General features: G+C 60.0%; 18 protein-coding genes. 16 read left to right on the top strand and 2 right to left on the bottom strand.

Going from position 1 to position 23,961, the window contains the following annotated elements; translation table 11 throughout:
- Positions 1–27: 27 nt before the first annotated feature.
- The 13 genes from KQ659_RS13080 to KQ659_RS13020 all read left to right on the top strand — a co-directional run bounded on the left by KQ659_RS13080 (position 28) and on the right by KQ659_RS13020 (position 16,761).
- Entirely contained in the window at positions 28–843 is an 816-nt protein-coding gene (locus KQ659_RS13080) for an SDR family oxidoreductase (protein WP_216680657.1), read from the top strand.
- A gap of 84 nt (positions 844–927) precedes the next feature.
- On the top strand, positions 928–3,564 hold the full coding sequence (locus KQ659_RS13075) for an MGH1-like glycoside hydrolase domain-containing protein (protein WP_216680658.1): 2,637 nt from the start codon (positions 928–930) through the stop codon (positions 3,562–3,564).
- 99 nt (positions 3,565–3,663) lie between these two features.
- Entirely contained in the window at positions 3,664–4,290 is a 627-nt protein-coding gene (locus KQ659_RS13070) for a cyclase family protein (protein WP_216680659.1), read from the top strand.
- A 149-nt stretch (positions 4,291–4,439) separates the two neighbouring features.
- Positions 4,440–4,922 carry a DUF6799 domain-containing protein gene (locus KQ659_RS13065; RefSeq protein WP_216680660.1) on the top strand — a complete coding sequence of 161 codons (483 nt, stop codon included), beginning with the start codon at positions 4,440–4,442 and terminating at the stop codon, positions 4,920–4,922.
- A gap of 26 nt (positions 4,923–4,948) precedes the next feature.
- Positions 4,949–7,051 (top strand): WG repeat-containing protein, encoded by a 2,103-nt coding sequence (locus KQ659_RS13060; protein ID WP_216688434.1) that lies wholly within the window; start codon positions 4,949–4,951, stop codon positions 7,049–7,051.
- Positions 7,052–7,262: 211 nt separating this feature from the next.
- The gene (locus KQ659_RS13055; RefSeq protein ID WP_226929970.1) at positions 7,263–8,735 is read left to right on the top strand and encodes a CoA-acylating methylmalonate-semialdehyde dehydrogenase; all 1,473 of its coding nucleotides are present in this window, start codon (positions 7,263–7,265) and stop codon (positions 8,733–8,735) included.
- A 113-nt stretch (positions 8,736–8,848) separates the two neighbouring features.
- Positions 8,849–9,004, top strand: coding sequence for a GIY-YIG nuclease family protein (locus KQ659_RS21840; RefSeq protein ID WP_317196094.1), 156 nt, complete (start codon positions 8,849–8,851; stop codon positions 9,002–9,004).
- 213 nt (positions 9,005–9,217) lie between these two features.
- Positions 9,218–10,570: an aminotransferase class III-fold pyridoxal phosphate-dependent enzyme gene (locus KQ659_RS13045; RefSeq protein ID WP_216688435.1), complete on the top strand. Its 1,353-nt coding sequence runs from the start codon at positions 9,218–9,220 to the stop codon at positions 10,568–10,570.
- Between the two features lie 237 nt (positions 10,571–10,807).
- The gene (gene hydA / locus KQ659_RS13040; protein WP_216680663.1) at positions 10,808–12,181 is read left to right on the top strand and encodes a dihydropyrimidinase; all 1,374 of its coding nucleotides are present in this window, start codon (positions 10,808–10,810) and stop codon (positions 12,179–12,181) included.
- Positions 12,182–12,384: 203 nt separating this feature from the next.
- On the top strand, positions 12,385–13,251 hold the full coding sequence (locus KQ659_RS13035; protein WP_226915522.1) for a nitrilase-related carbon-nitrogen hydrolase: 867 nt from the start codon (positions 12,385–12,387) through the stop codon (positions 13,249–13,251).
- Positions 13,252–13,438: 187 nt separating this feature from the next.
- Complete coding sequence (locus KQ659_RS13030; RefSeq protein WP_216680664.1) at positions 13,439–14,764, top strand: FAD-dependent oxidoreductase; 1,326 nt, start codon at positions 13,439–13,441, stop codon at positions 14,762–14,764.
- A gap of 139 nt (positions 14,765–14,903) precedes the next feature.
- Positions 14,904–16,295, top strand: a complete 1,392-nt coding sequence (gene preA, locus KQ659_RS13025; protein ID WP_216680665.1) for an NAD-dependent dihydropyrimidine dehydrogenase subunit PreA — start codon at positions 14,904–14,906, stop codon at positions 16,293–16,295.
- Between the two features lie 157 nt (positions 16,296–16,452).
- Positions 16,453–16,761: a hypothetical protein gene (locus KQ659_RS13020; protein ID WP_216680666.1), complete on the top strand. Its 309-nt coding sequence runs from the start codon at positions 16,453–16,455 to the stop codon at positions 16,759–16,761.
- A gap of 97 nt (positions 16,762–16,858) precedes the next feature.
- Here the strand turns inward: KQ659_RS13020 and KQ659_RS13015 are convergent, their stop codons facing one another.
- Positions 16,859–17,365: a formyltetrahydrofolate deformylase gene (locus tag KQ659_RS13015; RefSeq protein WP_226929968.1), complete on the bottom strand. Its 507-nt coding sequence runs from the start codon at positions 17,363–17,365 to the stop codon at positions 16,859–16,861.
- A 903-nt stretch (positions 17,366–18,268) separates the two neighbouring features.
- On the opposite strand from KQ659_RS13015, the gene KQ659_RS13010 reads away from it, so the two are divergent.
- Both KQ659_RS13010 and KQ659_RS13005 read left to right on the top strand, forming a co-directional pair.
- Positions 18,269–18,676: a hypothetical protein gene (locus tag KQ659_RS13010; protein ID WP_216680667.1), complete on the top strand. Its 408-nt coding sequence runs from the start codon at positions 18,269–18,271 to the stop codon at positions 18,674–18,676.
- Between the two features lie 428 nt (positions 18,677–19,104).
- The gene (locus tag KQ659_RS13005; RefSeq protein ID WP_216688436.1) at positions 19,105–21,861 is read left to right on the top strand and encodes a TonB-dependent receptor; all 2,757 of its coding nucleotides are present in this window, start codon (positions 19,105–19,107) and stop codon (positions 21,859–21,861) included.
- An 86-nt stretch (positions 21,862–21,947) separates the two neighbouring features.
- On the opposite strand, the gene KQ659_RS13000 is transcribed toward KQ659_RS13005, so the two are convergent.
- Positions 21,948–23,102, bottom strand: coding sequence for an XdhC family protein (locus KQ659_RS13000; RefSeq protein ID WP_216688437.1), 1,155 nt, complete (start codon positions 23,100–23,102; stop codon positions 21,948–21,950).
- Positions 23,103–23,493: 391 nt separating this feature from the next.
- Between KQ659_RS13000 and KQ659_RS12995 the strand changes: the two genes are divergently transcribed.
- Positions 23,494–23,943 (top strand): hypothetical protein, encoded by a 450-nt coding sequence (locus KQ659_RS12995; protein WP_216688438.1) that lies wholly within the window; start codon positions 23,494–23,496, stop codon positions 23,941–23,943.
- Positions 23,944–23,961 lie beyond the last annotated feature (18 nt).

Here is a 23,961-nt window from a genome sequence, read left to right as displayed (position 1 = left end):
CCTCTCCCCACCAACCCCTTTTTCCGCATGGCCACTCCCGACCCCCGGCGTCTCGCCAATCAAATTGCCCTCGTCACGGGGGCCAGCTCCGGCATTGGCGTGGCCGTGGCCAAGGGCCTGGCCGCCCACGGTGCCAAGGTAGTGGTGAACTATGCCCACAACCAGGAAGGGGCCAATTCTACCGTGGCCGCCATCGAGGCAGCCGGCGGTACGGCCCTGGCCATCAAGGCTGACGTGAGCCAGGAAGCCGAGGTGCAGGCCATGTTCAAGCAGGCCATCGAGCACTTCGGCACCATTCATATTGTGGTGGCCAATTCCGGTATTCAGCAGGATTCGGCTTTCATCGACATGACCCTGGCCCAGTGGCAGAAGGTGATTGACGTGAACCTGACCGGCCAGTTCCTGTGCTTGCGCGAGGCCGCCCGCGAGTTTATCCGGCGCGGCGTGCAGCCCGAAATTTCGAAAGCGGCCGGCAAAATCATCTGCATGAGCTCGGTGCACGAAGTCATTCCGTGGGCCGGGCACGTGAACTACGCGGCCAGCAAGGGCGGCATTATGCAGCTCATGAAAAGCGTGGCCCAGGAGCTGGCCCCGCATAAAATCCGGGCTAACAGCATCGGGCCGGGCGCCATTGCCACGCCCATCAACCTCACGGCCCGCGATACCCCCGAGGAGGAAAAAGCCCTGCTCACCCTCATTCCCTACAACCGCGTGGGCGACCCCGACGACGTGGGCAACCTCGCCGCCTGGCTGGCTTCGGACGAAGCCGACTACATCACCGGCCAAACCATTTTTATGGACGGCGGCATGACCCTGTACCCGGGGTTCACGGAGGGCGGTTGAGGAAGTTTTGAGGGTTGAATGAGCCTTCAGGCACCGTTCAAACCTCAATTCAACCATCAACATTCAAAACTCAACCCTTCAAACATGAACCCCGAACAAACCCGCCTCGCCGAAGCCAACGCCGGCACCAAGCCCTGGCGCAGGTTTGGCCCCTACGTGGCCGACCGGCAGTGGGGCACCGTGCGCGAAGACTACAGCGCCAACGGCGACGCCTGGGACTTCACCACCCACGACCAGGCCCGCAGCCGTGCCTACCGCTGGGGCGAAGAGGCCCTGGCGGGTTTCTGCGACGACGAGCAGCGCCTCTGCTTCGGCCTGGGCCTCTGGAACGGGCAGGATGCGATACTGAAAGAGCGCCTGTTTGGGCTGAGCGGGCCGGAGGGCAACCACGGCGAAGACGTGAAAGAGGTCTATTACTACCTCGATGCCACGCCCACGCACTCCTACCAGCGCATGCTGTATAAGTACCCGCAGCACGCTTTCCCCTACGAGTGGCTGGTGCAGGAAAACGCCCGCCGCGACCGCAGTAAGCCGGAATTCGAGCTGATGGACACCGCCATTTTCCTCGAAAATTGCTACTTCGACGTGTTCGTGGAATTCGCCAAGGCCGATGCCGAGGACGTGCTCATTCAGCTCACCATCATCAACCGCGGCCCGGCCGAGGCGAAGCTGCACCTGCTGCCGCAGCTCTGGTTTCGCAATACATGGGCCTGGGGTGAAGACGCTTACCGGCCCCACCTGGCCGCCACGCCCGACAACAACATCCACGCCGAGCACCGCGATTTGGGCGCATTCATCCTTTACTGCGACGAAGCGCCCAGCCTGCTTTTCTGCGAAAATGCCACCAACAACGGCCGCCTCTACAACGCGCCTTCCAACGAGCTTTTTTTCAAGGATGGCATCAATGATTACCTGCTCCACGGCCAGACCAACGCCGTGAACCCCGCCCGCACCGGCACCAAAGCCGCCGCCCACTACGAGCTGGCCATAGCACCGGGCGCTACCCGCCTGGTGCGCCTGCGCCTGGCCGCCCCGGAGCTGCAAAATCCCTTCGCCGATTTCGACCAGACCCTGAAGCTGCGCCTGGCCGAAGCCGACCAGTTTTACCAGGCCCTGCAATGCGACCTGGCCAGCGCCGATGCCCGCCTGGTGCAGCGCCAGGCCTTCGCCGGCATGCTCTGGAGCAAGCAGTTCTATTATTACGACGTGGCCCGCTGGCTGGCCGGCGACCCCGCCCTGCCGCCCCCGCCGCCGGAGCGCCTCGACGGCCGCAACGGCACCGGCTGGACGCACCTCAACAACCAGCACGTCATCTCGATGCCCGATACCTGGGAATACCCCTGGTACGCGGCCTGGGACCTGGCCTTTCACTGCCTGCCGCTGGCCCAGCTCGATGCGCAATTTGCCAAGGACCAGCTGCTGCTGCTGTGCCGCGACTGGTACATGCACCCCAACGGCCAGCTGCCCGCCTACGAGTGGAAGCTGAGTGACGTGAACCCGCCCGTGCACGCCTACGCCACCTGGCGCGTGTTCAAAATGGACCAGAAAGCCCACGGCGGCCACGGCGACGTGAAGTTTCTGGAAACCATCTTCCACCGCCTGCTCATCAATTTTACCTGGTGGGTGAACCGCAAGGACCGCGACGGACGCAATATTTTCGAGGGCGGCTTTCTGGGGCTGGATAATATTGGGGTGTTCGACCGCTCGGCCCCGCTGCCCTTCGGCGGCTTCCTGGAGCAGGCCGACGGCACCGCCTGGGTGGCCATGTACGCGCTCAATATGATGCGCATCGCCCTGCAGCTCAGCCAGACCAACCCGGTGTACCAGGACTTGGCCAGCAAGTTCTTCGAGCATTTCCTGTACATCGCCGAGGCCATGACCAACGTGGCCAACGAGCATATGGACCTCTGGGACGACGAAGACGAGTTTTACTACGATGCCTTGAACACGCCCGACCGCGGCCATGAGCTACTGAAAGTGCGCAGCCTGGTGGGCCTGATTCCGCTTTTTGCCGTGGAGGTGATTGACGAGGATTTGCTGGCCGGCGCACCGGAGTTTCTGGCCCGCATGAACTGGTTTCTCGATAACCGGCCCGTGCTGGCTTCGCTGGTGTCGCGCTGGCAGGAGCCCGGTAAGGGAGCCCGCCACCTGCTTTCGCTGTTGCGCGGCCACCGCGTGAAGCGGTTATTAGCCAGAATGTTGGATGAGGCCGAATTCCTCTCGCCCTACGGCATCCGCAGCCTGTCGCGCTACCACCTGGACCACCCGTATATCTTCCGGGGCACCGAAACCCGGTTCACCGTCGACTACGAGCCGGCCGAGTCGCAGACCAGCCTCTTTGGGGGCAACAGCAACTGGCGCGGCCCCGTGTGGATGCCCATGAACTTCCTGCTCATCGAGTCGCTGCAACGCTTCCACCACTACTACGGCGATGATTTCAAGGTGGAATACCCCACCAATTCCGGCCAGACCGTTACCCTGCTCGAAGTAGCCGACGCCCTCACCCAGCGCCTCACCCAGCTCTTCCTGCGCGACCCCGAAACCGGCCGCCGCACCTGCTTCGGCGACGACAAGCAGCTGCAAAACGACCCGAATTTCCGCGACTACCTCTGGTTTCACGAATACTTTAACGGCGAGAACGGCCACGGCCTCGGAGCCAGCCACCAAACGGGCTGGACTGGGCTGATTGCGAAGCTGTTGCAGCCGAGAAGCGGGGTGTAGTCGAAGAAGGGGGGAGCCGAAACAGAAAGACCGTCATGCAGAGCGCAGCGAAGCATGACGGTCTTGTTCCTTCACTTTCACACAATTCCACATCCAATTATGCCTATCCCTTTCCCCTGGCTCGACGCCACTACGCCCATCCACGACGGCATGGTGCACTGGCCCGATAACGCCCCTGTCCACGTCAAAAAAACGCTCAGCATTGCCACCGGCGCGGCGGCCAACGTCACCGAAGTGTCGATGAGCGCCCACACTGGCACCCACGTCGATGCGCCGCTGCACTTCACCGCCCACGCCGGCGACAGCACCACGCTGGACCTGGCCCGCCTGATGGGCCCGGCCCGCGTCGTAGCCATCACCAACCCTAAAAGCATCAGCCTGGCCGAAGTGCAGCACTTGGAAATTGAGCCCGGAGCCCGCCTGCTGTTCCGCACCCGCATGTCGGATTCGGAGTGGAACGCCATGCCTTTTCAGCCCGATTTTGTAGCGCTGGACGGCGATGCGGCCGCTTTTCTGCGCGATGCGGGCGTGGTTTGCGTGGGGGTCGACTACCTGTCCGTAGGCAAAGCCGATGCCCACCACGCCCTGCTCGATGCCGGAATTTGCGTGATTGAGGGGTTGGCTTTGCAGCACATCGCGCCTGGCGATTACGAGATGCTGTGCCTGCCGCTGAAAATTGTGGACAGCGACGGCGCGCCCGCCCGCGTGCTGTTGCGCCCTCAGTAACAGCCCGAAACCAGTGCGGCTAGCTTCGCCAGGGCAGTAGCCCCGTGCAGAATATTGGTGCCCGAAGCAGCCTGGCTTCGTATTTGACGTATACGGCCTGCCGCCGGCCTCCGGGCCGTGCGGCTTCGTCCATTCAGGGTACTTCGCTTATGTTTTCGCGCATCTTCCGGCTTTGCTGGGCCACTACCAGCCTGCTGGCACTACACGGGCCGGCGCACGCCCAGCAAACGCCCAACAACGACGGCTTCCAGCGCCGCAACGGCCAGATGCAGGTGGTGCGCAACGGCCAGCCCCGCCCCATGACCCGCGACGCCCACCTGCCCACCGGCGCTACCGTCACCAAAGACGGCTTCGTGGTGAGCCCCACCGGCCAGCGCACCGAGCTGCGCGAGGGCCAGGGCTGCGACCTGCGCGGCCGCCCCGTAGTCATGCGCACCGCCGCCAACGGCGCGCTGTCTTTGGGCTCCGCCTCGGCTCCGGCCTCCGCTGGCAGCACCCGTGCGGTGCCCGAAGCGGCTCCTTCGCTATTAGACCAGCTATTTGGCTCGGATAACGAGGAAGGCTCCGGAAAAATAAAGTTTAAGAAGCACAAAAAGCACCATGGCAAAGGCCACGGCCACGGCGACGACTAGCGGCCAGCCGCCCATTTCAGTATTTCATGGTTCATTGTTTTCTCGCTTCTCCTTTTATTGATGTGGTCCGCGCCGGGCAGTTTGCAGCCCTGCAAGCCACGCTGCTAGCCAGCCCCGGCCCCGATACCCTGCTGCTGGGCAACCTGGTGCTAGCCGACGGCACCGCCCCGCTCGATGCCGTGGTGGTGCGCCCGCACAGCATCACCGTGCTGGTATTTGCGCCCCGTGGCGGCCGGCTCAGCATTCCCGCGCTAGGCTACGGCCGCTGGCAGCTCAATGGCGTGGCCCTCTCCGGTCCCGATGATTTCGACAATCCTTTCGAGCAGTTTCGGGAGCAGAAAGCGGCGCTGGCCGGTTGGCTCCAGCCGCGTTTCACCCCCGGGCAGGCCGATTTGAATGGCGTTTCCGGCCTCGTGCTCTTTGATGCGCTGGTTGAATTCGGCCCCGACGTAGAAGCCGCTCTCTCTGAAGCCCCGGCCGGGTTCCGCATCGCCACTAGCCCGGCCGACGTATCCGTTCTTTTACGCGACTTAGGTACGCCTGAAATCAACCTAACGGCCGCTGATATAACCGAGTGGGCCGCCGAATGGGCCGCCTTCGTGGCCAAGCCCGCCGCCCCCGAAAGTGCAGGCATGGCCAGCGAGCCGGCCAGCGCCACCCAGGCACAAGACCTGGCCCAGATGGCCACCAGCGGCAGCACCTTTCTGGGCCAGAAGGCGCGCGCCCTCTGGGGCTGGCTCGGGGCCAATGACGTGCCCGACGATGACCTACCCTACGGCTATACCGCCACCCTGAGCGCCCGCAACGAGGAAAAACAGCAGCTCGAACAGCTGCGCCAGCAAATGCAGGCCGACCTCAGCACCCAGCTTCAGGCCCTGGAAGCCCGCGAAGCCGAGCGCGAGCGCAGCATTGCCCAGCTTCGCACCGAGCTGGCCCAGGCCCCTCCCGTAGCGGCCAAGGCCACGGCCCTTGTGTCACGCCTCGGGGCCGAAACCCGTGAAAAAGCCGCCCTCGAAGCCGAAATGCAGGCATCCCGCGACGAGCTGGCCGCCCGCAACCAGGAGCTGGATGTCAAGATTCAGCAGCTCAGTCAGCTAATCGGCCAGTTGAACGCCAGTCCGATTGCCAGCGCCTCTGCAGCTGCTGCGCCTGCTGCCGCGGTCCCCGTTACCGCTGCGCTGCCCGCCGCTGAGAACGTTGTAGAGAGCCGGAATGCCCCGGTTGCCCCGGCGATTGCCGCGGCTCCGTCGGGCATTTCAGCAGCTCCGGTTTCGGTTGGTGCGGCCCCCGTGGCAGCTCTGCCAACTGCGACTGCTGTGCGGCCATCATTGGCCGAGGGGCAGCCAGCCGTTTCCCTTGCCAATCGCCTTGCGCACCTGCGCACCCAGGCGCATGCCGCCGCCGAAGTACTGCGGCCCCGGCTGCGGCAGGCGTGGGAGTGGGGGCAAAGCCAGCCCCGCGCCATGTTGGCAGCGGCCGGTGTGGCCGTGCTCGGCCTGGGCATCTGGGGCCTGAGCCATGCGGGCAGCGCGCCGCCCGTGCCCTTCCAGGAAAACGGCCGCTGGGGCTACGCCGACGCCAGCGGCCAGCCGGTAATTCCGGCCCAGTTCACGGCTGCCAGCCCATTTGAGAAAGGGCAGGCCGTAGTGGCGAAAGACGGCGCGTATGGCTTCGTGGATGAAAAAGGCAAGGAGATAATTCCCGCCGCCTACGACGCCCTCAATCCCTACGTCGGCGGCTACGCCCGCGCCCGGGTGGGCGATGCCTACACTTTCATCGACGAAGACGGCCAGGAATTCGACCATTATTATTTTAACGCCCTCGACTTCGCCGAAGGCCGCGCCGCCGTGCTCGACCACCGGGGCTGGCACTACATCAGCGGCCCCACCGAGCCCGATACGCCGCCCATCGCCTTAAAAGAAGCGTACTCATTTGCCGAAGGCCTGGCCCGCGTGAAGCTGCCTGATGGTTACACCTTTATCACCGCCGATTATCTCGCCGACCCCGGCCAGGGCACCAAACCCTTCGGCCGCTATCAGCAGGCCACTGACTTTGCCAACGGCCAGGCCCGCGTGAAACAAGCCGGCCGCAGCTTCACTATCAACAAGGACGGTGAGGAAATAAAGTGAAATAATCACTCCCGAAGCAGCTAAAATATTCAGGCGCAGGCAGGCTACCATTGGTGGTCTTCCTGCGCCTGGTTACTTTAGGCGGATTTTCCGGGTTAAATAGGTGGCTGAATGTGAGCTACTTTGAAAATAATTTCTTCGGAAACGATTGCGGAATTACTCCATATCCCACAAAACCCTTAGCTTGCACCCCGCTTAACATTAAGGTAACATGGAAGTTCAAACATTGAAGTATCCGGCCATTCGCAACTATGTGGCGGGCCAGTCGGTAGAAAGTGCCTCTACGCCCACCATGGACGTATTCAGCCCCCTCAACGGGCAGTTGATTTCCACGTTGCCACTCAGCAATGCCGCCGCGCTCGATGCCGCCGTGCAGGCCGCCAAGGCCGCCTTTCCTTCGTGGTCGGCCACCCCGATTAAGGAGCGGGTTCAGATTTTTTATCGCTATAAAACTCTGCTGGAGCGCGATATGAAAGCCCTGGCCGACCTCGTGCGTGAGGAAAACGGCAAGACCTATGATGAGGCCCGCGCCGAAGTCGAGAAAGCCATCGAACTGACTGAGTTTGCCTGCTCCATGCCCCAGCTCATCCAGGGCGAATTCTTGGAAGTGAGCAAGGGCGTGGAAGCCCGCGCCGAGCGCAAGCCGCTGGGCGTGGTGGCCAGCATCGCCCCGTTCAATTTCCCCAACATGGTCCCCCACTGGACCATTCCGAACGCCCTGGTCCTCGGCAATACCATGATTCTGAAGCCCTCGGAGCAAGTGCCCCTGAGCGCCGTAAAAATCGCCGAGCTGCTGAAAGAAGCCGGCCTGCCCGACGGCGTGCTGAACGTAGTGAACGGCGACCGGGAAATCGTGGAAGCCATCTGCGACCACCCCGATATCCAGGCCGTGAGCTTCGTAGGCTCCACCAAAATCGCCAAAGTCGTCTACATCCGCGCCACCAGCAACCTGAAGCGCTGCGTAGCCCTAGGCGGCGCCAAAAACCACCTGATGGTGTTGTCCGACGCCCACCCCGAGATGACGGCCTCGAACGTGGCCGCCAGCATGTCGGGTTGCGCGGGCCAGCGCTGCATGGCCGGCTCCACCATGGTAGGCGTGGGGGCGGTTGATGGCATCGTGGCCAAAATCGTAGAAGAAGCCCGCAAGATTGTGGCCGGCCAGAACCTCGGCTCCGTCATCAGCAAGGAAGCCAAGGAGCGCATCGAACAGCACATCGCCGAAGCCGAAGCCGCCGGCGCCAAAGTCCTGCTCGACGGCCGCAACGCCGTAGTACCCGGCCACGAAGACGGCTACTACGTGGGTGCCACCGTCATCGACTATGTGACGCCCGACATGCGCATCGCCCAAGAAGAAGTATTCGGCCCGGTGCTCGCCATCATGCGCACCAACACGTTGGACGAGGCCCTGGCTATCGAAAACGCCAACCCCTACGGCAACGCCGCCGCCGTTTTCACCAGCAGCGGCAGCAGCGCCCGCTACGTAATGGACCACGCCCAGGCCGGCATGATTGGCGTGAACATCGGCGTGCCCGTGCCGAGGGAGCCGTTTTCGTTTGGGGGCTGGGGCGACTCGAAATTTGGCGCTTGCGATATCACCGGGAAGAGCTCGATTGAGTTTTGGACGCAGCTCAAGAAGACCACGACGAAGTGGAACCCGGAGTCGCGGGTGAACTGGATGAGCTAAAAAACAACGTCATGCCGAGCGCAGCCGAGGCATCTCGCGTGCAGCAGTAAACCAATCGTTCAACGATTTCGAGCGAGATGCCTCGGCTGCGCTCGGCATGACGTCCTGATGAGATGAGCTTCTACGTTTACATCCTCATCAACCCGGCCCGGACGGTGCTCTATACCGGCGTTACCAACAACCTGGAGCGCCGCCTTTACGAGCATGGTGAGGGCTTAGGGGAGTGGGGCAAATTCACGGGACGCTACCAGTGTAATTTGCTCATCTAGTTTGAAATAAGTCTTGATGCAACCCAAGCAATTGCGCGTGAAAAGCAAATCAAAAACTGGAGCCGCGCCAAAAAGGAATTTCTAATCAATACGCTTAATCCCAATTGGGAACCGATAGATTTACAAACCTGGAGCGGCTGATATTGCCCACAACGACAGCACGCGAGATGCCTCGGCTGCGCTCGGCATGACGTTCAAATAGAACCAACGAAAATGGAAACCATCCTCGCCCCCGACCCCACGCAAATCCTGCACGACAACCTCGACCACACGCTCTTCTCGTGGTCGAAGCAAACGGGCCTGAACCCCATCAACGCCGAGCGTGCCGAAGGCGTGTACGTGTACGACCGCGACGGCAAGCGCTACATCGATTTCTCGGCCCAGCTCATGAACGTGAACATCGGCCACGGCGACCAGCGCGTGACCGAAGCCGTAGCCGCCCAGATGCGCGAGCTGAGCTACGTGTATCCCGGCATGATTACCAAAACGCGCGGCGATTTGGGCAAGAAATTGGCCGAAATTACCGCGCCCAACCTCACCAAAGCGTTTTTCACGCTGGGCGGGGCCGAGGCCATTGAAAACGCCATCAAGCTGGCGCGGGTGTACACCGGCCGCCACAAGATTGTGACGCTGTATCAGTCGTTTCACGGGGCCAGCTACGGGGCCATGAGCGCCGGCGGCGACCCGCGCAAATTTGCCGTGGATAGCCAGGCCATGCCGGGCGTAGTGCACGTCGAAAACCCGTATTCCTACCGCTGCCCCTGGTACTCCGACTCGCCTGAGCAGTGCGCCCAGCGCGCCGCCGATGCCATGGAGCGCATCATCGGCTACGAGAACCCGGGCAGCGTGGCGGCCGTCATTCTGGAAGGCGAGTCGGGCACGTCGGGCTGCATTAAGTACCCGCCCGGCTACTGGACGCGCATCCGCGAAATCTGCGACCAGCACGGCATCCTGCTCATTGCTGATGAAGTGATGTCGGGCTTCGGGCGCACCGGCAAGTGGTTCGGCTCGGACCACCACGGGGTGAAAGTCGATGTGATGTGCATGGCCAAGGGCATCACCGCCGGCTACCTGCCCCTGGGCGCGGTGATGGTGGACGAGAAAATCGCCAAATCTTTCGACGACAAGCCCCTGCCGCTGGGCCTCACGTATTCGGCGCACCCGGTTTCCTGCGCTGCCGCCGTGGCCGTGCTCGATATTTATGAGTCGGATAACCTCATCGAAAACACCATTGAGATGGGTGAATACATGGACCAGCAAGTAGCCCAGCTCAAGCGCCATCACCCCAGCATCGGCGACTGGCGCAACACCGGCCTCTTCGGCTGCCTCGAGCTGGTGAAAAACCGCGACACCAAGGAGCCCATGGCCCCCTGGAACGCCACGCCCGCCCAAATGGACATCATGAACCAGATAGCTGCCAAAATCCGCGAGCTGGGCATGTACACCTTCGTGCGCTGGAGCTACATCTTTATCTGCCCCCCGCTCACCATTACCAAGGAGGAAATTGACGAAGGGTTGGCTATTATTTCGGAAGCCCTCAGCATCGCTGATAAGTACGTGCATTAGCACTGGCGCGAGTTTAGCGAAGCGTAACTCGTGCCCAGCCATGAGGTGGAGGCTGTGCCTCCACTGTCGCGCCAGCGGCAATTCGGAACCGCGCCGGTAGCGTCGTTCCGATGCCGCGACACTGATAATCCAGAACCGCGCCGGTAGCGTCGTTCTGATGCGAGGCACAGCCTCGCCCGAATCATCGGCGCGAGTTACGCTTCGCTAAACTCGCGCCAGTAATACATTCAAAAGTCAATGTCCATTCTCCTCAAAAACGGCCGCGTCGTCACCGCCGATTCGGACGCCGTCTGCGATATTCTGATTGAAGGCGAAATCATCGTTTCCATTGGCCGCAATTTGTCGGCTGAAGGGGCGGAGGTGATTGACTGCACCGGCAAGCTCATCATGCCCGGCGGCATCGACCCGCACGTGCACCTGGAAATGCCCTTCATGGGCACGTTTTCGTCCGATACCTACGAAACCGGCACCCGCGCCGCCCTGCACGGCGGCACCACCACCGTCATCGACTTCATTCTGCAAAAGCAGGGCAGCTCGCTGCGCTCGGCCTTCGAGGAGTGGAGCGGCCGCGCCACCGGGAACGCCGTGGGCGACTACAGCTTCCACATGGCCGTGACGGATTTCAACCCCGATACCAAGGAGGAAATCAAGGACATGATTGCCGAGGGCATCACCTCTTTCAAGACCTTCATGGCCTACAAGGGCGCGCTCATGATTGACGACGCGCAGATGGTGGGCCTGATGCAGGAAGTGAAAAAGCACGGCGGCCTCGTGACCGCCCACGCCACTAACGGCGACATGATTGACACGCTCATCGCCCAGCACCGGGCGGCCGGCAAGCTCACCCCGCTCTACCACTACCTCTCGCAGCCCGAAGTGACGGAGGCCGAAGCATCGGGCCGCTTCGCCGACATCGCCAACTACACGGGCGTGAACGCCTATATCGTGCACCTCACCTGCGAGGGTGCCCTCAACCAGGTACGCCGCGCCACCGAGCGCAACCAGCGCGTGCTGGTCGAAACCTGCATCCAATATCTGCTGCTCGACGCCTCGCTGTATGAGGACGAGGCCAATGGGGCGAAGTGGGTGATGTCGCCGCCGCTACGCGAGAAAAAGGACCAGGCCACCCTCTGGGCCGGCATCAACCAGGGCCTCGTGAACGTGGTGGGCACCGACCACTGCCCTTTTACGTGGGAGCAGAAGCTGATGGGTAAGGACGACTTTTCAAAAATACCAAACGGCCACCCCGCCATTGAGCACCGCATGGAATTGCTGTTTTCCGAAGGCGTGAATAAGGGTCGGATTACGCCGCAGAAATTCGTGGAAATTACCTCCACCAACGCTGCCAAAATATTCGGCATGTTTCCCCGCAAAGGCACCATCAGTATCGGAGCCGATGCAGATTTGGTGATTTTTGACTCTGATAAAAAGCATAAAATCTCGGCTGAAACGCACCACATGAATTGCGACTATTCCGGCTACGAAGGCTGGGAGCTGACCGGTAAAATAGACACGGTTTTGCTGCGCGGCAAAGTAGCCGTTGATGCTGGCGAAACGAAAGTTTCGAAAGGCTACGGGCAGTTCATCAAGCGTGGCAAAACAAATATTTAGAACGAAATAATCAGCCCGTCATTCCGAGCATTCTGCGCATTAAGCAGAGTCCGAGGAGTCTCGCGTGTGGTAGTAATCAAATCGTAGCAACGTCATGGATTAGTGTAAGCACGCGAGATTCCTCGGACTCTGCTTAATGCGCAGAATGCTCGGAATGACGGGCTAATTCAACAGTCAAAACTCAAAACTCAACCCTCCCACAGATGCCCAGAATAATCAAATCCGGCCTCATCCAGATGAGCCTGCCGATGACCGAAGGCGAAGGCACGATTGCCGAAATCATGCAGGCCATGGAAGCCAAGCACATTCCGCTCATTGAGGAAGCCGGCCGCCAGGGCGTGCAGATTCTCTGCTTACAGGAAATTTTCAATACCCCGTATTTCTGCCCCGGCCAGGATAAAGCCTGGTACGCCTCGGCCGAATCGGTGCCCGGCCCGACGACGGACCGCATGGCTGAGTACGCCAAGAAATACAACATGGTGATGATTGTGCCCGTGTATGAGCGCGAGCAGGCCGGTTTTCTCTACAACACCGCCGCCGTGATTGATGCCGATGGCACCTACCTAGGCAAATACCGCAAAAACCACATTCCCCACACCACCGGCTTCTGGGAGAAATTCTTCTTCAAGCCCGGCAATCTGGGCTACCCCGTTTTCCAGACCAAATACGCTAAAGTGGGCGTGTATATCTGCTATGACCGGCACTTCCCTGACGGTGCCCGCATCCTGGGCCTGAACGGGGCCGAAATCGTGTACAACCCCTCGGCCACCGTGGCAGGCCTCTCGCAGTACCTCTGGAAGCTGGAGCAACCCGCCCACGCGGCCGCCAACGGCTATTTCATGGGCTGCATCAACCGCGTTGGTGAGGAGAAGCCCTGGAACCTGGGCCGCTTCTACGGCACCAGCTATTTCGTGGACCCGCGCGGCCAGATTATCGCGCAGGCCGACGAGTACAAGGACGAATTGCTCATCGCCGAATTCGACCTCGATATGATTGAGGAAGTGCGCAATACCTGGCAGTTTTTTCGCGACCGTCGCCCCGAAACCTACGAGAAACTGGTGGAGCTGTAGGCTACGTCCGCATACCAGAACGTCATGCTGAGCGCAGTTGAAGCACCTCGCTCGCATCGTTCAACAGTTCGCCTCACCCCCGGCCCCTCTCCGAAAAGGAGAGGGGAGCCGGACGAAGCGGTAGGGATGCTTCGACTGCGCTCAGCATGACGTTCCATTTTCTTCATATTCGAATTTATCCGCCCATATGGCCGAATTTTTTACCCCTACCACCGAGCAGGAATTCGCGGAAAATTTCGCGCAGTTAAAGCCGGTGATGAACCGTACTGAGGCGCTTTACGAAAGCTCCCGCTGCCTGTTTTGCTTCGATGCGCCGTGCATTAAAGCGTGCCCGTCGGGAATTGATATTCCACAGTTTATTCGCCAGATAAATTCGGGTAATGATACCGGCGCAGCGCGCACCATTTACGAGGCTAACTACTTCGGTAATGCCTGCGGCAAAGTGTGCCCGACGGAAGTGCTGTGCGAAGGTGCCTGCGTATACAACCTGCAGGAAGTGAAGCCGATTGAGATTGGCCGCCTCCAGAGCTACGCTACTACCAAGGTGATTAAGAGCGGCGAAAAGCTGTTCGGTCCCGGCGCGGATAATGGGAAGAAAGTGGCCGTGATTGGAGCTGGCCCGGCTGGTATATCTGCCGCTTGCGAATTGCGTTCACTAGGCTACACGGTCGATGTTTTTGAAGCCAAAGCGCAGCCTTCGGGCCTGACGGTATACGGTGTCGCACCCTATAAAATTACCAACGAAGAAACGCTGGCTGAAATGGCTTATTTGCAGGCGCAATTCGGCTACAATACCCACTTTAATTCGCCGATAAAATCGCGTGATGAGCTGGAGAAGCTGGAGCAGAAATACGATGCTGTTTTTCTCGGAATTGGCCTTGGTAAAACCAACGAATTAGGTTTGCCCGGTGAGGATAAAATCAATTGTACGGGTGCCGTTGAATTTATCGCTGAATTGCGCCAGCACCATCACGAAGTTGCGGTGGGCCGCAAGGTGATTGTGTTGGGTGGCGGCAACACTGCCATGGATGCCGCTTCGGAATCGTCGCGTTTGGGTGCAGAAACGGTGCTGCTGGCCTACCGCCGTGCCAAGGAGGAAATGGGGGCTTACGAGTTCGAGTACGACCTGGCCAAAGGCGTGGGGGTGAAAGGTTTGTTCAACGTGGCTCCAATCGAAATTACGGGCAACGGCTACGTGGCGGGCGTGAAATTTATTCGCACCGAAACCAGTGATGGCAAGGTGTTGGAAATTGCCGGCTCTGAGTTTGTGGAACCCTGCGACATGGTGATTAAAGCCACCGGTCAGGCTAAGCAGACGGAGTTCTTGGGCCTGATTCCCGGCCTGAAACTGGATGGTAAGGGCCGCATCATCGCCAATGCCCACACCGGCCAGACGTCGAACCCGAAGTATTTCGCCTCCGGCGATGCCTGGAATGGCGGCGCCGAAGTAGTGAACGCGGCGGCCGAGGCGAAGCTCACGGCGCGGGGTATTCACGCTTACCTGAGCAAGTAATTTTTCTTCGAACATAAAAGGGCGTCATGCCGAGCGCAGCCGAGGCCTCTCGCGTGCAGCAGTAATCAAGTCCTTGCAACGAAGCACGCGAGAGGCCTCGGCTGCGCTCGGCATGACGTTCTATTAGCCTATTCAATCCATGCCTGACCTCTCCATAAACTTCGCCGGCATTAAATCGCCGAATCCTTTCTGGCTGGCTTCGGCCCCGCCTACCAATTCCGGCTACCAAATCATGAAGGCGTTTGATGCCGGCTGGGGCGGTGCGGTTTGGAAAACGCTGGGTGTGCCCGTCGTGAACGTTTCGAGCCGCTACGGCGGGCTGAACTACCGCGACAAGCGCCTCATCGGCTTCAATAACATCGAGCTGATTTCGGACCGGCCGCTTTCGCACAACCTGCGCGAGATTGAGGAAGTGAAAAAGCGCTTCCCCAACCACGCCGTCATCGCCTCGCTCATGGTGCAGACGCGGCAGGAGTGGCACGACATCGTGCGCCAGAGCCAGGACGCGGGCGCCGACGGCTTCGAGCTGAACTTTGGCTGCCCGCACGGCATGTGCGAGCGCGGCATGGGCTCGGCAGTAGGGCAGGAGCCCAAGATTCTGCAGATGATTGTGGAGTGGGTGATGGAAGTGGCCACTAAGCCCGTCATCGTGAAGCTCACCCCAAATATCTCCGACATCACCGAGCCGGCCATGGCCGCCCGGCGCGGCGGGGCCGATGCCATTTCGCTCATCAACACCATTCAGAGCATTGTGGGCGTTGACCTTGACCAGTTTGCTCCGTACCCGATTGTGGACGGCAAGGGCAGCAACGGCGGCTACTGCGGCCCGGCCGTGAAGCCCATTGCCCTGAACATGGTGAAAAACTGCGCCCAGCACCCCGATATCAAGCTGCCCATTTCGGGCATTGGCGGCATCGAAACCTGGCGCGATGCGGTAGAGCATATCCTGCTGGGCGCCAGCAGCGTGCAGGTATGCACGGCGGCCATGCACTACGGCTTCGGCATCATTCGGGAAATGACCTCGGGGCTGGAGCAGTACATGGTGGAGAAGGGCTTCAATACCATTTACGATATGGTGGGCAAGGCCCTGCCTAACGTGCTGCACTGGGAAGACCTGAACATGAAGTACAAGGTGACGGCCAACATCAACGAGGATAAGTGCATTGGCTGCCAGCTGTGCTACACGGCCTGCGAAGACGGTGCCCATCAGGCTATTAAGCTCAATGCGGGTACCCGCGTACCCGAAATCATCGAGGAAAACTGCGTGGGCTGCAACCTGTGCTCGCTGGTGTGCCCCGTTGAGCAGTGCATTACCATGGAGCGCACCGACGATGGCACCCAGCACCTCACCTGGAAGGAGCGCACCGCCGCCGGCACCGCGCCCACCGTGTTTGAGGACGAAAAGGCCGGCGGCCGCCACCACTGGGTGCCCGAGCCCAGCGCCGCCCTGGGCAAGGAGCGCCACAAAACGCTGCCCGGCAAAGCCCGCCTGTATTCGGGCGAAACGGTATTGCCAGCGGAAGCTGAGTAAGCAATTATACAGCATGTTAGCAGCCGTCAATTAACTAATTGACGGCTGTTTGCGTTATTAATAAGCAGGCTCGACGGCTGTCAGCATGGCCTGCATTTTGCATATACGTTTTTATCGTTTAACCGTCAATCGCCGTGCTTCGGCACGTATCTATACCATGAAAGCTAAATCCATCATTTTCGCACTCAGTATAAGTTTGCTCATGTTGGGTGGCTGCGTGGCTTCGGTTGGTACCGGCTACGATTATTATCCTTCCGGCCCGGCCTACTACGGCTATGGCCGCCCGTACTACGCTCCCCGTCCGGTGGTGGTGCGGCCGGTGTATCGCCAGCCTTACTACCGGTCGGGCCGGGGCAGCTACCATTACGATGGTGGCCGTCGGGGCGGCAGCTACGGCGGCGGTAACCGGGGTGGTGGCAATGGCGGCGGTAACCATGGCGGCGGTGGCCGTAGCCGGGGCGAATAACGCTGCGTCAGGCATTCGGAATAAAGAAACCGGGCTGCTCACGAAAGTGGGCAGCCCGGTTTGGTGTAGTACCTGCGCTGTGGGCCGGCTACCGGTTTCAGTCGAAAATCACGGTTTTGTTGCCGTGCACAAATACCTGCTCGTCGAATACCATTCTGAGGGAGCGGGCCAGCACGATTTTCTCCACGTCGCGGCCGGCCTGGGCCATTTCGTGGGCACTCTGGGTGTGGTCGATGGGAATGACGTTCTGGGCGATGATGGGGCTTTGGTCGAGCTGCTCGTTGACGAAATGGGCGGTGGCCCCGATAATTTTCACGCCCCGGGCGTAGGCCTGCGCGTAGGGGCTGGCCCCCACAAAGGCCGGCAGAAAGGAGTGGTGAATGTTGATAAGCCGGTTGGAGTAGTGCGGCATAAAATTGGAAGTCAGGATGCGCATATACTTGGCCAGCAACACAAAATCGGGCTGGTATTGGGCCAGTACGGCCAGTGCTTCGGCCTCGTGCGCTTCGCGGGAGCGGTCGGCGTGGGGCAGGTAGTGGAAAGGGATATTGAACTTGCGGGTGAGGTCGCCGAGCACCTCGTAGTTGCTGATAACGGACAGCACGCGGACATTCAGCTAGCACAATGTTTTTGGGCTGGTTGGTGGTGAGGCGGATTACGGCCGAAGACGGGAGCGCCGCGCGCAAATCGACCTGGAGTGCCTCCGGGTCGAACGCGCCGGCTACCTCGGTACACATGAAAAGTGGTTGCCGTCGCGCTCCACAAATTCGCCGTTGCGGATAATGTTGAGGCCGTGCTTGAACGGCACGCCTGTGACGTTATAAACAGGCCCGGCTTGTCGGGGCAATGAATGAGTAGCAGATGCGCCATGCTGGAAAGCGTGAATAGTCGGTTGGGCTGGCAAAAAGCCAGGCTGCAAAAGTAGAGCGCTGGCTATTGGATAATTGCGCTTTTATTTGTCGCTGAATTCTACCCAGATTACTCCGTGTCTGCACTACTACTACTACTGTCCGGCGGCTGCTGGTCCTGCTGCTCAGTGCCTGCCTGCTTATTCCGGTCCTCGGCCGGGCGCAGGGCTACGCCGAGAGCATTGGCCTGAGCTATGAGGTACTGCCCCTGAAGCTGGCCAGCGGCAATGGAGACACGTTCCGGGGCGATGTTTTCCGGGTCAGCCTCATTGTGCCCATGGCCGTGGCGGCCGATACGTCGCACGCGGTATTGGCCGGCCTCAATCTCGAAACATTGCGTTTTAGTGGCAAAAATACTGGTTTTGAGGTGTATAACGTGTACGGCATCACGCCGGTGCTGGGTTGCCGGCCGCGCCTTTCGCCCCGCACCGAGCTCACGGCCCTGGCGCTGCCCGCCCTCAACTCCGACCTGCGCGAGGTGCGCGGGGCCGACGTGACCTGGGGCGGCGTGGTGCGCGCCGCCTACCGCGCCAATGCCCGCCGGGCCTATCGCCTCACGGTGGGTGGGCTACCGGCAGTAGTTCTTTGGGCCGCAGTACGTGCTGCTGCTGGGTCTCGACTGGCGGCTGGGGCAGCGCTGGCGGCTTTTTGGCGACTTGCCCACCTCCTTCACGGCCAGCTATGCCGCCACGTCCCGCGTCAATGTGGGCTTCAACCTGATTGGCATCAACACGGCCTACCGGCTGGTGAACAACGACCAGTACTTCCAGTACCAGCAGGGGCATTACGGGCTGTTTGCCGAAGCGTATTTGAGTACCCATTGGGCGCTGCGGGCCACTGCTGCCTATGCGGCAACGCGGCGGCTGGAGGTGTATGCCAAAGATGACCAATGGCCCGCTACCCTCGACTACATCGGGCTCGGCCAGGCCCCAACCTCGCTCAGCCCGCGCCTGGAAAAAGGAACGACGTTGCGTCTGACGATGAGCTATCGGGTTTATGACCAGTAGCTTAGCTTGCCATGACGAGATTGCGAGTAAGTAGTTGAGGGTGATAAATCGCGGATACAAATTGCATTATAGCAAGTGATGCACTTGCTGATGTTTAGCGTTTTAATATGATTTGCTAGCTATTTGAATTCTATATCATGGGATTAGTTATAAATGCCCAAATGACGAATTTGCAAAATTTTACAGCTTCGGGCGGTTGAATAGTTGTTTTTAAAGGCGATTGTAAGTGTTTTTGCTTGTAAGTATTCAAATATGCTATGGATATCGAAAAAGGTTAGTCATCGTTTGGATGCTGTTTAACTGCTAATAACTATACTTTGGCGAAAATAGAAAGGGCATGCTGCGGGGCAGGCATAATTTATTTTTTCTAATAAACAGTATTGATAAACAGAATCAGTAAGATATACGCTGCATTATTGGTGACCGCCTTGGCACCTGCTACTGCGCTGGCTCGGCCCACTCCCGGGCCACTACCACATCACCCCAATACCAATACCAAAGCTGCCAAAGTACGCCGGATGCCTGAGCCGGTGGAAGGCCACATTGGCGGGGCGATAACTACGAACGCCGGCGAGCCGCTGCCCGGCGCTACCGTGTTTATCAAAGGAACGTACATTGGCACGAGCACCAATCAGGATGGGCATTTCGACCTGACCCGCTCGTTTGCCAACGTGCCGGTGGAACTGGTGGTAGCCTACGTGGGCTACGAAACGCAGACGATATTGCTGCAAAAGCCCGAAGACCAGATAAATGTGGCCATGGTGCCGAGTGCTACCATGCTGAGCGAAACGGTGGTTTCGGCCTCGCGGGTCGAGGAAAATATCATGCGGGCCCCGGTAACCATCGACAAGGTTTCGGCCAAGCAGGTAGAGCGCATCAGCACGCCGGAGGTGCTCTCGGGCCTGGGCAACCTGGCGGGTATCGATGTGAGCTCGGCCTCGATGCTGTTTACCAGCATCAGCACGCGCGGCTTCAACACGGCCAAATCGGAGCGCGTGATTCAGCTGGTGGATTACATGGATACGGCCCTGCCATCGCTCAACCTGAGCCCCGGCAACCTGGTGGGCATCCCGGAGCTGGACATGGAAAGCATTGAGATTGTGCACGGTCCGGCGTCGGCTCTGTACAGTTCGAACGCGCTGAGCGGCGTGGTGCTCTTCAATTCGAAAGACCCGTTTGTATACGAGGGCCTGAGCCTGCGCCTGCGGGGCGGCCAGCGCAACCTACTGGATGGGCAGGTACGCTACGCCAAGAAGCTGAGCGAAAAGCTGGCCTTCAAAATAAACGGTAGCGTGTTTCAGGCCAACGACTGGATTACCAACAACTACGAGGCCAATAATACGTCGCTTAACCCCGCGAATTCGCCCCTGGGCTATGATGCCGTGAACCGCTACGGTGAACTCAGCAATCTCTACACGCCCTACCAGAACCAGCCGGCGGTCGGCTACATCGTGAATCCGGAGCTGTACGGCAAAACTGTGTACATGCCCGGCTTCACGGAGCAGGAGCTGATTGCGGGCGACCAGAAAACGAAGTCGTACCGGGTGCAGGACGCGGTGTCGTACCTCTTCAACAGCAACCTGAAGCTGACCGTGGAGGCCAAGCGCGGCGAAGGCACTGCCACTTACCAAAACCTGAGCCGATTTCGCGTGAAGGGCTTGGGTACGAACCAGTACTGGGCCGAGCTGAAGAGCTCGAAGGGCTTTATTCGTCTGTACTCGACCCAGGATTTCACCGGCAGCAGCTACGAGCTGACCCAGCTTAGCGCCCGGATGCTGACGCTGCCCACCGCCGAAGGCAGCTCGCTGAACTACGCGCAGCAGTATTTTGGCACCTACAACCAGGTGTACACGCAGGCCCGCACTGCCCTGGGCAAAAGCCCGGTCGAAGCCCTGGCCATTGCCAAAACGGCCGCCGATGCCACCCAGCTCAAGAGCACCGACCCGCGCTACACGGTGCTGCGCGACCAGGTGGTGAATGATAAACGCCCCGGCTACGGTGCCCAGCAAAATTTCAACTCGTACCTGAATGATGCCAGCGCCCAGCACAACTTCGTGCTCGGCCACAATACCGGTCTGATTGTGGGCGGGGCCTACCGCCAGTACCGGCTGGGGTCGGATGGCTTGCTCTTTGCCGATACGAACGGGGAGCGCATTCTGAACCACGAGTTTGGTGGCTACGCCCAGCTCACCCAAACGCTGCTCGACGACCGCTTGAAGCTGGCCTTCGCGGGCCGGGTCGATGCGTTCAAGAATTTCGACCCTTCGTTTTCGCCCCGCGTGGCCGCCGTGTACTCGGTGGGCGAGCGCAAGCAGCATAACTTCCGGGCCAGCTACGGGCAGGCCTTCCGCAGCCCCTCGCAAACCGACCAGTACCTGTTGTCGGACCAACGCTCGTTCATTCTGTTGGGCAACGTGGGCAATGGCTTTCAGGGCTACGGCTTCGCCAATGCCCAGGGGCAGTCGTACACGCCGGGCGTGACGCCGCTGGCCGGCTTCCAGGTATCGTTCGACAAGCTGCGCCTGGAGCGCGTGAACACGGTGGAAGTGGGCTACAAGGGCGCAATTCTGCCGAATGTGTACGTTGATGCCAGCTATTTCAACAGCCGCTACAACGACTTTATCGGCGGCACGGCATTCGTGGGCAACGTGGACGGCACCCGCCCCACCGAGCAGCAGGTGAATGCCGGCCTGCAGTCGGGTTTCACCGATTCCAAGGCCTCGTCGGCCCGTATCATTTTCGCTTCCTACAACTTCGCCCAGGAGGTACGGACGCAGGGGGCCACCTTCGCCCTGACCTACTACCTGAACCGTGGCCTGAACCTGACCGGCAACTACTCGCTGAATGTGCTGGACCGCAGCAACCTGCCCAATGGTTTCCGCACGTTCTTCAACACGCCGAAACACAAGTTCAACGTGGGAGCCAACGGTACCGTGCTGAAAAACCTGACCTACTCGGTGAACTACCGCTGGATTGAAGGCCACTACCAGGAAATGCCCTTCGCCGCCGGCCAGGTGCACACTTACCGCACCGCCGATGCCTACCTGGGCTACACGCTGCCCAAACTCGCCACCACGCTGCAGCTCGGCGGCTCGAACCTGTTCGATGACGCGAACATCCAGATTATCGGCGGCCCGCAAATTGGCCGGCTGGTGTACGTGGGCTTGCTGTTCAACGTGAAGTAAGCGCCCCAATCGGAGTCGAAATCAGAAAGGCCCGCGTCCATCGACGCGGGCCTTTTTAGTGGAATAGGCGATGCTGGTAATCGAGGTTAACCAGCCGCACCGGCCGCCGAGGCCATCAGCGGTACCAGCGGGGCATGCACCGTACCGACCCGCTCGCGCAGCGGCCGGCCGTTGCGCTGGTGGCGTTGGGCCTGAATTTCGGCTACGATGGCCAGGGCTATTTCTTCGGGCGTTTCGCTGCCAAAATCGAGGCCGATGGGGCTGTGCAGGCGGTTTTGCAGCAAATCGGCGGTTTCAGCTGCAGGCAATTCCAGCTCTTCCAGCAGCCGGCCGGCTTTGGCGCGGGGCCCCAGCAGGCCGATGTAGGGCGCGGCCGTGGGCAGCAGGGTTTGCAGCGCGGCCAAATCGTAGGCGTAGTTGTGGCTGAGCAGAACGTGGTAAGCACCCGCATCGGGCACCTGCGTTTCCAGCTCGCGCACGGGCACAATGCGAACCTCCGCCGCCTCCGGGAAACGGGCGGCCGTGGCCAGATTGGGGCGGCCATCCACCACCGTTATGTGCCAGCCGAGCGAGGCAGCCAGGTGAACCAGCGGCTGAGCGTCGTTGCCCGCGCCGTACACTACGAGGCGCAGCGGCGGCACCAGCACTTCCAGCAGCGCCCGCACCGGGCCGGCATCGGTTTCAATATCAAGTACCTGCGAAAGGCCCTGCGCCAGCGTGGCGCGGGCGGCCCCGGCCAGCGGGCCGGCCAGCAGAGGGCTGCCGCGCAGCGCGCCGGCCGCCGAAAGCAGCACCCGCTGCCCCACCGCCGCCTTCAGGCCCGAAGTATCAGTTTCGAACACCGTGGCCAGCACCGCCGGCTCGGGGTGCTGGGCGAACCCGCGCAGCAGTTCCACGGGGTTGTCGGGCGCAGTAAAATCCAGCGGCTCCAGCAGGATGCGGACCACGCCCTGGCAGCCGGGGCCGAGGCCATGGCGCGGGTCGTCCTCGTCGCGGGTATCGTAGGTGACCAGCGCGGGCTGGCCCCGGAAAATGGCCTGACGGGCCCGCTGGCGGGCATCGCCCTCCAGGCAGCCGCCGCTGATGGCCCCGGTCAGCTCGCCGTCTTCGGTGACGAGCATGCGGGCGCCGGGGCGGCGGTAGGCCGAGCCCAGCACCTCGACCACCGTGGCCAGGGCGCAGGGGCGGGCCTCGGCGCGGTGGCGGTCGTAGGCGAGGAGCAGGCGTTGCAGTTCGGTCATGGGGCAGGCGTTGGCTGACGGAAATACGCCCGGGAGTGGGGCGGGGTTATGATAACCCGGTATCGGTGGGGTGGTTTTGTGGCGGCCTTCAGCGGCACCGGGTTTTTAAGCTGTCAGACGAGATGTTCGGCTACAGTTGGATAAATTGCCGCACCAACCATCGGGCGACCACGGAGACGGACCAGCATGAGGAGCTATCTGTCAATCCCACTAGGTCCTACCGTTCCAAAAGCCCGCTCCGGGTAACCGGGAAAGTCACCGATTGGCAGGGACACGCCCCCGAACAACTCAACGCCACGAAGGAGCACCTTGAGCGACTGAAGCAACTGGGGATTGAGGCGATGTAATAGGATGTATATTGCCGGGAAATAAACTCATAAATGCATAGATTATGAATCCAAGCGATATTGAAATTTTATCAGATGCATCGACACTGCAAGTGCATTATTTTTTTGATGATGATTCGCATTCAATGGATGCGAATGTATTGAATAAGTGTGATTATGAAGTTCTTTCAATTATAAAAGAGCTTGCCAACGTTTTCTCTATAGATATTATCGTAGAAACTGAGCCTATTGGAGAAGGTGGGATAAAGAAATGGTTGAAAATTATTTCGAAAGAAGGAGATGCAAAGGCACCAATTATAACGCCAGTTATCGTAGCTATTTTAATATCAATTCTAAGTAATCCTATTGGAAAGGTAGGTGAAAAGCTTGTGGAAAAGGTTTTCGAAGACACAGAACTAGCCGAACTTCAGAAGGAGAAATTGAGAAATGAAATTCGAATACTCAAAGAAAATCAGGGCGATGTTCGCATAGATAGCCTAGCCAATCTTGATTAGACTTGTTGCGAGCTATTA

Source organism: Hymenobacter siberiensis, assembly GCF_018967865.2.
GTDB classification, from domain to species: Bacteria; Bacteroidota; Bacteroidia; order Cytophagales; family Hymenobacteraceae; genus Hymenobacter; species Hymenobacter siberiensis.
Note: the sequence above shows the minus strand (reverse complement) of the source record. Positions and strands in the feature narration are given on the sequence as shown.

Excerpts from the sequence above, each read along its gene's own strand:
- KQ659_RS13000 (WP_216688437.1), bottom strand. The coding sequence starts at position 23,102 with ATGACCGAACTGCAACGCCTGCTCCTCGCCTACGACCGCCACCGCGCC.
- KQ659_RS13055 (WP_226929970.1), top strand. The coding sequence starts at position 7,263 with ATGGAAGTTCAAACATTGAAGTATCCGGCCATTCGCAACTATGTGGCG.
- KQ659_RS13060 (WP_216688434.1), top strand. The coding sequence starts at position 4,949 with ATGGTTCATTGTTTTCTCGCTTCTCCTTTTATTGATGTGGTCCGCGCC.
- hydA (WP_216680663.1), top strand. The coding sequence starts at position 10,808 with ATGTCCATTCTCCTCAAAAACGGCCGCGTCGTCACCGCCGATTCGGAC.
- KQ659_RS13080 (WP_216680657.1), top strand. The coding sequence starts at position 28 with ATGGCCACTCCCGACCCCCGGCGTCTCGCCAATCAAATTGCCCTCGTC.
- KQ659_RS21840 (WP_317196094.1), top strand. The coding sequence starts at position 8,849 with ATGAGCTTCTACGTTTACATCCTCATCAACCCGGCCCGGACGGTGCTC.
- KQ659_RS13075 (WP_216680658.1), top strand. The coding sequence starts at position 928 with ATGAACCCCGAACAAACCCGCCTCGCCGAAGCCAACGCCGGCACCAAG.
- preA (WP_216680665.1), top strand. The coding sequence starts at position 14,904 with ATGCCTGACCTCTCCATAAACTTCGCCGGCATTAAATCGCCGAATCCT.
- KQ659_RS13030 (WP_216680664.1), top strand. The coding sequence starts at position 13,439 with ATGGCCGAATTTTTTACCCCTACCACCGAGCAGGAATTCGCGGAAAAT.
- KQ659_RS12995 (WP_216688438.1), top strand. The coding sequence starts at position 23,494 with ATGAATCCAAGCGATATTGAAATTTTATCAGATGCATCGACACTGCAA.
- KQ659_RS13020 (WP_216680666.1), top strand. The coding sequence starts at position 16,453 with ATGAAAGCTAAATCCATCATTTTCGCACTCAGTATAAGTTTGCTCATG.
- KQ659_RS13065 (WP_216680660.1), top strand. The coding sequence starts at position 4,440 with ATGTTTTCGCGCATCTTCCGGCTTTGCTGGGCCACTACCAGCCTGCTG.
- KQ659_RS13045 (WP_216688435.1), top strand. The coding sequence starts at position 9,218 with ATGGAAACCATCCTCGCCCCCGACCCCACGCAAATCCTGCACGACAAC.
- KQ659_RS13035 (WP_226915522.1), top strand. The coding sequence starts at position 12,385 with ATGCCCAGAATAATCAAATCCGGCCTCATCCAGATGAGCCTGCCGATG.
- KQ659_RS13070 (WP_216680659.1), top strand. The coding sequence starts at position 3,664 with ATGCCTATCCCTTTCCCCTGGCTCGACGCCACTACGCCCATCCACGAC.